The organism is Citrobacter sp. S55_ASV_140, from assembly GCF_018919505.1.
GTDB classification, from domain to species: Bacteria; Pseudomonadota; Gammaproteobacteria; order Enterobacterales; family Enterobacteriaceae; genus Citrobacter; species Citrobacter werkmanii.
Genome location: NZ_JAHLQZ010000167.1, coordinates 1 through 8,863 on the forward strand (window position 1 = coordinate 1; position 8,863 = coordinate 8,863).

Consider the following 8,863-nt stretch of genomic DNA (forward strand, 5'->3'; position numbering starts at 1 on the left):
AGGAAACACTGTGAACAATAAGATGAAGACAATTGTCCCTGCCGTGCTTTTCGCCGCCTTTGCCAGCACCTCTGCCTGGGCTGGCAGTAACGATACCGGTGCTCAGCCGCTGGAAAAAGTCGCCCCGTATCCTAAAGCGGAAAAGGGTATGAAGCGCCAGGTAATCCAGCTTCCCCCTGAGAAAGATGAATCTACCCTGAAAGTAGAACTATTGATCGGCCAGACGCTGGAGGTCGACTGCAACCAACATCGCCTGGGCGGAGAACTGGATAGCAAAACGCTGGAAGGTTGGGGATACGACTACTACGTTTTCGACAAAGTCACCTCTCCGGTTTCAACCATGATGGCCTGCCCGGACGGTAAAAAAGAGAAGAAATTTATTACCGCGTATCTGGGTGATGACGGTATGCTGCGCTACAACAGCAAGTTGCCGATTGTGGTCTACACCCCGGAAAACGTGGAAGTGAAATACCGTATCTGGAAAGCGGAAGAGAAGATTCAGGACGCAGTCGCGCGCTAAGTGAGAATGTGCCGGATGGCGGCGTTCCGCCTTATCCGGCCTACAGACGCGTGAATCAGGCCGGATAAGCGCAACGCTTATCCGGCATTTTATTTACAGCGCGATATCCGCCACAGCTTTCTGCTCAGGCTGCGGTTGAGCCTGAGGTTTCAACTGCGGTTTTGGCGCTTCATCGGCAACCTGCGGCTTGTCGTATTTCAGACCCAGAACTTCGCTGGTGTATTGCAGCTCTTGTTCAGTTGCCTCAATGTTTCCGTTCAGCTTAGTACCATAAGACGGAATAATCGTTTTCAGCTTCGCCTGCCACTCGGGGCTGGCGACTTTATCTTTAAACACTTTTTCCATCAGATGCAGCATGATCGGCGCCGCGGTTGATGCACCAGGCGAAGCGCCCAGCAGTGCAGCAATCGTACCTTCTTTATCGCTGACCACTTCAGTTCCCAGACGTAGCACGCCGCCCTTTTCTGCATCACTTTTAATGATCTGCACACGCTGACCCGCCTGCCATAGACGCCAGTCCTCTTTTTTCGCCTGCGGATAGTATTCTTGCAGTGCGGCAAAACGGTCGTCATCGCTCAGCATCACCTGACTTACCAGATATTTCACCAGATCGAAGTTATCCAGACCTACGTTGACCATCGGCATAAAGTTCGACGTCGTGGTCGAGCTGAGCAGATCCCACAATGAACCGTTTTTCAGGAACTTGGTGGAGAATGTCGCGAATGGCCCAAACAGCACGACACGCTTGCCATCCAGGATACGGGTATCGATGTGCGGTACCGACATCGGCGGCGCGCCCACAGAGGCCTGACCATACACTTTCGCCAGGTGGCGATTCACTACGTCCGGGTTTTCCGCCACCAGGAACTGGCCGCCAACCGGGAATCCGGCATAGCCTTTCGCTTCTGGAATGTCGGTTTCCTGCAACAGCTTCAGCGCAGCGCCACCGGCACCGATAAAGACAAACTTCGCCTTGATATCATGTTCCGCTTCGTTGTTTTTCAGATCGGCGACCGTAACGGTCCAGCTATTGTCTGCATTACGCTTAAAGCCTCGTACTTCGGTGCTCAGTTGCAGCGCAAAGTTGGGCTTCTTCTGCAACGAGGCAATCAGTTGGCGCGTGATTTCACCATAGTTAACGTCAGTACCAATCTCGGTGCGTGTTGCCGCGACTTTCTGTTTCGGATCGCGACCTTCCATGACCAGCGGCGCCCACTCTTTAATCTGCGCGTGATCTTCGGAATAACGCATACCACGGAATAAGGTGCTCTGCTGCAGAGCGGTGTAACGGGCGCGCAGGAAATTCACGTTCTCGTCGCCCCAGACAAAACTCATATGCGGGACGGTAGTGATAAAGGAGCGCGGTTCATGCATCACGCCATTATTGACCTGATAAGCCCAAAACTGACGGGAAATCTGGAAGGCTTCGTTGATTTCGACTGCCTTTTCAATGCTGATGCTACCGTCGGCCTTTTTAGGCGTGTAGTTCAGCTCCATCAGTGCGGAGTGGCCGGTTCCGGCGTTGTTCCAGCCGTTCGAACTTTCCTGAGCGACGCCATCCAGTCGCTCGACCATGGTCATTGACCATTGTGGCTCCAGCTCTTGTAAATAGGTTCCCAGCGTGGCGCTCATGATACCGCCGCCAATCAACAGTACATCCGTTTCCTGCTCTTCCGCCGCTTTCGCTTTTGCTGCCATTGAGACAACGTTCAGCCCTACAGCCATGGTGAAGAGCATGGCAGTCACTTTTTTCATAATGTTAATGCCTTACTTTTAGTATCGCTTTTTGCTTTTAATGCAGGTGAAAATCGAGCGGCACCAACGGTAACACTTAAGTAAAAATAATTAAATATTGTTTATAAATTATATTTTAATTTTAAAAATGTTATTAATACGTTGATAAGTTATACGGTTATTGACAATCACTTCTGGAAACCTGCCCGTCAGACGCGTACTATGCTGCGCTTTGCTATTCACGCACGGATGCCTGTCGGTCTGCTGTTATCAGGCCCTTTCTGACCTGAGAGTTACTATGTCTGCAACACACTCCTCCCCTGCGGTGACAGAACAGAGCACCCGCGCCGTACTGCGACAACCCCGCCTGTTGGTACGAGAAACGCTGGCGGGGGTGGTAACCGCCCTGGCGCTGATCCCGGAAGTGATCTCTTTTTCCGTTATTGCGGGCGTCGATCCTAAAGTCAGCCTGATAGCTTCCGTCGTGTTGTGCCTGGCAATGTCTTTTTTAGGCGGCCGTCCGGCAATGGTTACCGCCGCGGCAGGGTCGGTTGCGCTGGTGATTGGTCCGATGGTGCATCAACATGGCGTGCAGTACATTCTGCCTGCGGTGGTGCTGGCTGGGATGATTCAGATCCTGTTTGGCGTATCAGGGATGGCGCGTCTGATGCGATTCATTCCTACAGCCGTCATGACCGGCTTTGTCAACGCCCTGGGCATTTTGATTTTCTTTGCCCAGGTCCCGCATTTCTGGGGGAAAAGCCCGCTAATCTGGGGACTGTTTATCCTGACGCTGCTGATTGTGCTGTGGGTTCCGCGATTGATTAAAACAATCCCCGCGCCGCTTATCGCCATCGTGCTGCTGACGATATTTACTGTAAGCAGTGGGCAACTGTTACCAACCGTCGGTGATGAAGGTTCAATGAGCGATAGCCTTCCGGGGTTAACGCAGTTGTTAGTGCCGCTCAACCTGCAAACATTGGCCATTATCTGGCCCTGTGCGCTGAGCATCGCTTTTGTCGGTTTGATGGAGTCGCTGTTAACCGCCCGTCTGGTGGATGATCTGACGGTGACACCGTCGAATAAGAATCGAGAGAGCACTGGACTGGGGATAGCCAATATTCTGGCCGGATTTTATGGCGGCATTGCCGGGTGCGCGATGATTGGTCAAACCATCGTTAACGTCGAGATGGGCAAAGGACGCAGCCGCGTTTCGACGATTGCCGCCGGGCTGGTGTTGCTGCTGCTAGTCACCGCGTTGAGCGAAGTCATGGCGAAAATACCCATGTCGGTGCTGGCGGGAATTATGGTGATTGTGGCGGTGAAAACCTTCAGTTGGCAGAGTATCCAGCCCGCGACACTGACGAAAATCCCCGTTACTGAAACGCTGGTCATGCTGATAACCGTCGGCGCAACGGTCGCTACCGGCAACCTGGCGATTGGCGTGGTTGCCGGGGTGATGACGATGTTCATCCTGCCGCGCATCGTCAGACGTAAACGCGCGGCTACATCAGAAATAGCGTTGCCAGACCGAGAAAAATAAAGAAACCGCCGGTATCGGTGATTGCCGTAATCATGACGCTTGAGCCGACCGCCGGGTCGCGCCCGAGCTTCACCATCGTCATGGGAATAATCACCCCCATCAACGCCGCCATCAGCAGATTAAGCATCATCGCCAGGGTCATCACGCCGCCGAGCGCCATATCATCGTACAGCCACCAGGTAATGCCGCCCATAATCCCACCCCAGACGAGGCCATTTACCAGCGCCACGCCCATCTCGCGCAGGATCAAAAATGTCAGGTTTCCCGGCTGAATATTTTGTAGCGCCAGCGCGCGAACGATCATGGTGATAGTTTGATTTCCGGTATTGCCGCCGATCCCTGCCACAATCGGCATCAGCGAGGCCAGCGCCACCAGTTGCGAGATCGTATGTTCAAAGCCATCAATGACCCGCGAGGCGATAAAGGCGGTACAGAGATTAATGGCCAACCATGCCCAGCGGGTTTTTACCGCTTTGGTAACAGGAGCAAACACATCCTCTTCGGCGCTCAAGCCCCCCATTCGACGCAGATCGGTATCGGTCTCTTCGTATACCACATCAACGATCTCATCAATGGTCAAACGGCCCATCAACTTACCGGCAGGATCAACCACCGCGGCACTGACCAGGTTGTCACGTTCGAACGTACGCGCGGCGTTTTCGGCAATGTCTTCCGGGGAAAAGGTGAGAGGGTCATCTTCCATCACCTCGCTGACTTTACGCTGCACATCATTGAGCAGGATACAGGTTAGCGTCAGTTCGCCGACCAGCTCCTTATTGCGATCGGTCACGAAAAGTTTATCGGTGTTCTCCGGCATCCTGCCCAGCCGCCGTAAATAGCGCTGCACCACTTCCAGCGTCACGTCCGGGCGCACGGTGATGACTTCGAACTCCATAATCGCACCGACGCGATTCTTCTCGTAGTGCAATACCTGGCGCACGCGCGCCCGCTCCTCTGCGGGTAACGTTGCCAGCAGACGGCCTGTGAGATTACGCGGCAGATGCTGGACCAGATAAATCTGTTCATCGATGTCGAGATATTGCAGGGCATCCAGCAGCTCGCGGTCGCTCATCTCATCAATCAGATCGTCCCAGACGTTTTCTGACGCCTCAAGCAGGACGTTACCGCGTTTTTCATTTTGGACCAGCCGCCACAGGGCGTGGCGCTCTTCAGAAGGTAATGCTTCGAGGGTATCGGCCAGATCGGGCGGCGGCAGGTGCGCCACCAGCGCCCCTACCTCAGCAATATCGTCGGCTAAGGTACCGACGTCATATTGCTCAGCCAGGGTAAGCTTGCCCAACAGCGTGGAAATAATGGCTTTATCAGTGGTCAGCAGCCAGATGAGGCGCGCGCGCTCTTCATCACGCAGTCTGGCGCTGTTTTTGTTGAATGCGGACATTAATCATAAATCCATGATATGAAATATCATTAATCATGATGCCGATTTATGTAAATAACAATAAACGCAACCGCCGGGCGGCTAAAAAACCGGCGGTTGCAGGGATTACGCAGTACGAGCGACGGCATCTCGCGAGGCGGCGTCACGCTCATCGCCCACTAATTCACTTAACTGTCCGTTACGCATCTCCAACAGACGATCGGCGTGAACAAAATAGTGATCGTCATGGCTAATAGCGAAGATGGTTTTACCCATTTCCTGCATCAGCGGCAATAACACCTGATAGAACTCACGGCGGAAGTGCGGGTCCTGATCGGCAGCCCATTCATCCAGCAGAATAATGTCACGCTCCTCCGCCAACGCCAGCAGCAGCGCCACGCGTTTTTTCTGCCCTTTCGACAGCTTGAGATTGAGAATACGCCCATCGTTCAGCTCAAGCTTGTGACCCATCTTCAGATGTTCCAGCCACTTTGCCACCAGCGCCGGATCGGCCTCTTTACCTTCCGGACCGAGCAGTTTGTCGAACAACCAGACGTCGGTAAACACGGCGGAGAACAGCTTGCGATAGTCCTCTGGTTTTTCGACAGCAACCGCTTTGCCGTCGAGCAGGATCTCGCCTGACTGCGGTTGATACAACCCGGTGAGTAACATAGCCAGTGTGGATTTCCCACTACCATTGCCGCCAATCAGGAAGATCAGTTCCCCGCGACGAATAGTCAGATTTACCGGTCCGACAGAGAACGCATTATCCTGATAGTGGAATACCACGTTACGCAGCTCCAGCGTTTGCCAGTCCGGAAACGCGGTTGGTCGCGGGAATTCGGCCTTAAAGGGCGCCAGTGAGAACTTATTCAGCTTATTAAAAGCGACCTGTGCGGTGAGCAGCGTCGGCAATGCTCCAACGGCAGAAAGCAGCGGCGTACGCAGGAATAACAGCGTCAGCGAATAGGTCGCCGCCACGGCGGTATCCGCCCAGCCCAGACTGTTAGCCATCCAGAACACCAGGCCAATGGCGCCCAGCATCATAATGTTCGACCAGTTCACCGCGCTGAGGTGGAAGGTATCGGCACGGATAATATGGTGACGATATTCTTTAGCGTCCGGGACGTATAATTGATTAAAGATGTGCTCGGCGCGCTCGCGGTTGAGCGTCAACTCTTTGCGCCCTTCCAACACCGTTTGGTAATCGTTGTACAATTTGTCTTCTGTTTCGCGCAGGGTCGCCATATGTTTATATACCCGCGCGACCAGCACAAACCCGCCCCAGATGGTGATTGCCACCCAGATTGCCGTCACCAGCAGCATTTTGGTTGATAGCATCGCCAGATACGCCGCCGACCCAATGGTCAGAATTATCCCCTGCACCAGCTCAGGCAGACGAACAAAAGCAATGGTGATGTTGCGGATATCGCTGGTTAAACCGGCCAGCAACGAGGCGCTGCCAAGCTGTTCGATACGCTCGACGTGGGTGTCCAGAATACGCTTGATAAATTCACTACGCAGGCGGTAAACAAAGTGGTGTCCCAGCGTGGTTAACGCCAGCTGTGAGCCAAGGGTAACAATCATCAACAATAGCAGCAGGCCAAGAAACTCCGGCAGCACCATCAATGTGGTGTCGACCGTTTCAATCAGGCGCTGGTTAATAAACGCAATCAGCCCAATTCCCAACGCAGCGCTGGCGAGGCTGAGCGCCATGACGCTGATAAATGGCCAGCGATACTGCCGCCAGACAAGAAATAAAAGTTCCATGCAAACAACCCGGACAAGTAATAACAGCCCGCAGTTTAAACATCTCTTTGCCGACAGCAATAATAATTCTTATTTTTATTCTTTTTTACCAGCCTGGCGAAACGTCAGATTGTAACGACAGTCACCGGTTAACGGATGATACCCTGTCTTAAGCGGCTGGATCCCATGATAAAACAGCCGTGAGTTCCCACCCCATACCACGACATCGCCATGCTCCAGCAGTAAACGTTTTAAAGGGTCATTACGGCGCAAACCGCCAAACTGAAAGATGGCCGGTAACCCCAGCGAAACAGAAACGATAGGCGCCCGCAGGTCAGGTTCGTCTTTATCCTGATGTAATGACAGTTTCGCCCCTGGCGTGTAGCGGTTAATAAGGCAGGCATCGGGTTGAAAATCGGCATAGCCCGCCGCCGTTGCCGCCTGCTGGCACAGCGCAGCGAAAGCATCCGGCATCGGCGGCCATGGCGCACCGGAAAGCGGGTCAAACGGAGAATAAAGGTAACCATGTTGATCCGTCGTCCAGCCCAAATGACCGCAGTTGGTCATCGCCACCGACATCGTGTAACCGCCGGGCGTCACCATCTGGCGAAACGGCGACTGTCGGGCGACAGCCGCGATCGCCTGCAGCAAAGACGGTGCGGACTCAAAGGCAAAACGCCGCAAAATTACCGCGCCGGATGCCAGCGGTTCCTGCCAGGGTTTCTCATCCGCAAAGAGATCAAGCATTACGTTTCCTCCCCAGAGATTTCTCGTTGCAGTAACTGCGCTTTGCGCGCAATACCCCAGCGGTAGCCCGAAAGCGCGCCATCATTACGGATCACCCGGTGACACGGGATGACAATCGCCAGTTTGTTGGCTCCGCAGGCGCTGGCCACCGCGCGCACCGCTTGCGGTTTACCGATGGCGCTGGCTAACTGCTGGTAACTAACCGTCTTCCCACATGGGATTGCGCGCAGCGCCTGCCACACCTGCAGCTGGAATGCGGTCCCGCGGATATCCAGCGGCAGCGACAGTGGCGTATTGCGCGTATTGATCACGGCGATGACCTCACGCACATGCTGCTGGAAATCAGCATCGGCTGCTTCATCCTGAGCGGCGGGAAACAGCTCATGCAGTTCCGCGACCAATGTAGCATCATCATCACCCAGCAAGATCGCGCAGATACCGCGTTTGCTTTCCGCCACCAGGCAACGCCCCAGGGCGCAATCTGTCAGGGTATAGCGCACAGAAACGTTGTCGCCGCCTTTGCGAAATTGCCTGGCGGTCATCCCTAGTGCCTGATCCGCTTGCCGGTAATAGCTGCTGCTGTCGGGGAATCCGGCGTTCAAAATCGCCTGGGTTACTGGCGCCCCTTTTGCCAGGGCATCGCGCAGACGACGAGCGCGCCAGGACTGCTGCCACGCTTTCGGAGTCATGCCCGTCGTGGCTTTAAACAGACGGTGCAAGTGATACGGGCTCATCGCCACCTGCTGCGCCAGCTCATCCAGCGTGAGGGGCGACTCCTGCTCCAGCAACTGACAGGCGTGGGCTATTTTGTCCAGCCGATGCTGCTGCGCGCTGTCTTTATCCGGCTGGCAGCGTTTACAGGGCCGAAACCCGGCAGCCTGCGCCTGCTCGGCATCAGCAAAGAAACTGACATTTTTGCGCAGCGCATGCTTCGCCCGACAGGACGGGCGGCAGAAAATACCGGTGGTGTGGACGGCGAAAACAAACTGACCGTCGGCGTCAGCATCACGATCCACAACAGACTGCCAGCGGTCATCATCCGTTATGCGTAAACGACTTTTCATTATGGACTCCTTTGTTAAGCATAGCGCTTAGCCTCAGTGTGTCCTGATAGCCAGGTATAAAAACCCGCAATCTTGCTTTTTAATTTTTTTCGCTGAGCAGAAAGCTTTTAAACTGCGGCGACATCCAG

The 8,863-nt window shown here is 54.3% G+C and carries 6 protein-coding genes and 1 pseudogene; 2 read left to right on the top strand and 5 right to left on the bottom strand.

Going from position 1 to position 8,863, the window contains the following annotated elements:
• Nucleotides 1-22: 22 nt before the first annotated feature.
• On the top strand, nucleotides 23-520 hold the full coding sequence (gene eco, locus KQJ18_RS18705) for a serine protease inhibitor ecotin (protein ID WP_038643271.1): 498 nt from the start codon (nucleotides 23-25) through the stop codon (nucleotides 518-520).
• Between the two features lie 93 nt (nucleotides 521-613).
• Here eco and mqo read toward each other — a convergent pair whose 3' ends face one another.
• Complete coding sequence (gene mqo, locus KQJ18_RS18710) at nucleotides 614-2,275, bottom strand: malate dehydrogenase (quinone) (RefSeq protein WP_160956148.1); 1,662 nt, start codon at nucleotides 2,273-2,275, stop codon at nucleotides 614-616.
• A gap of 277 nt (nucleotides 2,276-2,552) precedes the next feature.
• Here mqo and KQJ18_RS18715 point away from each other — a divergent pair, with 277 nt between their 5' ends.
• Complete coding sequence (locus tag KQJ18_RS18715; RefSeq protein WP_216422480.1) at nucleotides 2,553-3,797, top strand: SulP family inorganic anion transporter; 1,245 nt, start codon at nucleotides 2,553-2,555, stop codon at nucleotides 3,795-3,797.
• Here KQJ18_RS18715 and mgtE read toward each other — a convergent pair.
• The 4 genes and pseudogenes from mgtE to ada form a co-directional block, all read right to left on the bottom strand.
• On the bottom strand, nucleotides 3,760-5,196 hold the full coding sequence (gene mgtE, locus KQJ18_RS18720; protein ID WP_216422482.1) for a magnesium transporter: 1,437 nt from the start codon (nucleotides 5,194-5,196) through the stop codon (nucleotides 3,760-3,762). The two genes, KQJ18_RS18715 and mgtE, sit on opposite strands and share 38 nt — an antisense overlap.
• Nucleotides 5,197-5,301: 105 nt before the next feature.
• Nucleotides 5,302-6,945 carry a multidrug ABC transporter permease/ATP-binding protein gene (locus KQJ18_RS18725; protein ID WP_204578308.1) on the bottom strand — a complete coding sequence of 548 codons (1,644 nt, stop codon included), beginning with the start codon at nucleotides 6,943-6,945 and terminating at the stop codon, nucleotides 5,302-5,304.
• Between the two features lie 35 nt (nucleotides 6,946-6,980).
• A pseudogene (gene alkB / locus KQJ18_RS18730) lies at nucleotides 6,981-7,671 on the bottom strand (DNA oxidative demethylase AlkB).
• Complete coding sequence (gene ada, locus KQJ18_RS18735; RefSeq protein WP_216422484.1) at nucleotides 7,671-8,735, bottom strand: bifunctional DNA-binding transcriptional regulator/O6-methylguanine-DNA methyltransferase Ada; 1,065 nt, start codon at nucleotides 8,733-8,735, stop codon at nucleotides 7,671-7,673. Before ada ends, alkB begins: the two are co-directional and overlap by 1 nt.
• Nucleotides 8,736-8,863 lie beyond the last annotated feature (128 nt).